Origin of the sequence: Nocardia araoensis NBRC 100135, from assembly GCF_000308435.1 — a bacterium.
GTDB lineage: Bacteria > Actinomycetota > Actinomycetes > Mycobacteriales > Mycobacteriaceae > Nocardia > Nocardia araoensis.
In genome coordinates this window covers 1-1,647 of record NZ_BAFR01000280.1, presented here as the reverse complement: position 1 = coordinate 1,647, position 1,647 = coordinate 1, and the positions used below count along the sequence as shown (strand labels likewise).

The following is a 1,647-nucleotide window of genomic DNA, read 5'->3' as shown; positions in this document are numbered from 1 at the left end:
CGTGACTTTTCGCGGATTTGGACCGGTCTCGAATTTCGGATCGACTGCAGAGATGTCTCGGCACTCACGTGCCGCGAGGGGCAACTGGTGGTTGCACCCGGCTCGCCGCGGGTTTTGCGATAGATGGGTCAGGCGTCGCGGGTTGCGGTGGCATCGAGCCATCCGCGGATACCTCCGTCAGCGTCGGCTCATTGCGTCAACGGCACGTGGGGGTGGTCGGGCGATGTCGGGCAGGCACGGATGGTCAAGTCCCAGGCGTCGCCGATGTTGATCTTGGTCGGGCATCCATTGCCCCCGACCACCATGTCAGCAGGCCGATCCTCGTAGGGGACCCAGCTGTGTTGTGCCCCGTCCCACTCCCACGAGGCGATGGTCAACAGCGGTTCGGTGGGCGTCCCGCAGGCCGGGCACGGCTCAGGGTAGGCATCGGAGCGCGACCATCCGATCCAGCCACCGACCTTCCACCCGGGCGCGACAGACAGATCCGACTGGTAGGGACTCTCGACCTCACCGAGGTCCTCCACATCGATGCCGAGGTATCCGGCCTCCCACTGCCTCAGCTGTTCTTGCAGATCTTCGTCGAGTTCCGTGATTGTCGGGTACTCGATCACCTGCTCCGGTGCGATCGTGCACGGTTCGGGGACGAACTGCCCGAGACCGTCTTGAACCACCGCAGGCTCGGGGGGATCGTCCAAAATATCGGTGACCGAGGCCGCGGACCGCCAATGCAAGACGGTCCTGGGGATGAATTCGTCGTCGTGGTCGAATGGGCACCACAACACCTGCAGCAGATCTTTCCCCCCAGGCGGTCGCAGGCCAGGAACATCGCGGACAAACAGTTGCGCAACCGGCAGCATGGCAACCGGGCCGTCGGGAAGCACCGGATCCGGGTCATACAGCTGTTGAAACCTCGCCCGATCCTCCGGGGTGTCTTGCCATTGGTAGTCGTCCTCGCTCAGCGCAGCCTCGTCGCAGACGCTGTCCTGGTCCTGCTGCGTCGACCGTGCCTGCTTCAGCGACATCACCTCCCCCGAGTGCGAGTCGTGACAGTGTGGCCAGGGCTCACCCGCAGGCCACAGCAACGGTCCACCGACGGAACTGTCGAAGCACGAGGGGGCACCGGGGCGAGGATGCAGGCGAGTCGCGGTCCGAGCCAGTGATGCCAGGGCCGGGATCACGGCCGCTATCTCAACCGGCCGGGGCGCAGTGGTGCGGGTCATACAAAAACTCCTAGAAGGCAAGACGGTCGGTGGCCGGCCATACGCGCAGGCTGCCGCGGTCCGAGCCCCCAGGCTAAATGCTGATCTCGTCAGCCTCTTCCCACAACCGGACACCTATCCAACGAGGATTCGGGCCGCACCTCTGCTTAGCGCGACTTTTCTCGTCACTGGACCCCATGGGCCCACCCCTGGCTGCCCTTGACGGCATTCGCCGCGCTCGGCCGAACCATCCACGCGCGCTTGGTCGACGGCACGCTGACACGGCTGACACGGCGACCGAAACCCCTCCCCCACCACCCAGGTACTCCGCAGATCGAGGGTGGTCGGGAAATCGGGGAGCTTGCGGACGAAGGTGCGGGGCGGGACGGAACACCGCAGCTCACCGAGCTGCGCGGGGGTGGATTAGCCCCTGGATTACCCCCTGGAC

The 1,647-nt window shown here is 65.3% G+C and carries 1 protein-coding gene; it reads right to left on the bottom strand.

The genetic code is table 11. The features are described 5' to 3' along the window. Nucleotides 1–188: 188 nt before the first annotated feature. Complete coding sequence (locus tag ON21_RS30395) at nt 189–1,022, bottom strand: hypothetical protein (RefSeq protein ID WP_218004164.1); 834 nt, start codon at nt 1,020–1,022, stop codon at nt 189–191. Between the last annotated feature and the right edge of the window lie 625 nt (nt 1,023–1,647).

Excerpts from the sequence above, each read along its gene's own strand:
- ON21_RS30395 (WP_218004164.1), bottom strand. The coding sequence starts at position 1,022 with ATGTCGCTGAAGCAGGCACGGTCGACGCAGCAGGACCAGGACAGCGTC.